General features: G+C 46.9%; 1 protein-coding gene. It reads right to left on the reverse strand.

Features of this window, described 5'->3' with window-relative positions; translation table 11 throughout:
- A partial coding sequence (locus tag FH871_RS35520; RefSeq protein WP_369008823.1) for a permease occupies positions 1 to 296 on the reverse strand: 296 nt, incomplete at its 3' end.
- Positions 297 to 303: the final 7 nt, after the last annotated feature.

The raw sequence follows: 303 nt of genomic DNA on the forward strand, positions 1-303 counted from the left end.
AAGCAGATGGCAACAAGGAGGGCTCCAATTAGGCGCAGCGTCATCAGATAAAAGGAGTTCCCAAAGGCCGAATAGGTGGCAAAGAGGACAATGGGATTGATGATGGGAGCCGTTGTCAAAAAAGGGACTGCCGTGTAGCTGGGGACCTTCTTTTCCAAAAAGCGGGTGATGATGGGGACAATCCCACATTCACAGGATGGAAAGATAAAACCGACCAGACTCCCAAATAAAATTCGTAAAAATTTCTGTTTGGGCAGGTATTTATGGACCCTTTCTGGGGTCAAGTAAACCTCAATGAAGCCT

It is taken from the genome of Larkinella sp. C7 (genome assembly GCF_006149005.1).
GTDB lineage: Bacteria > Bacteroidota > Bacteroidia > Cytophagales > Spirosomataceae > Larkinella.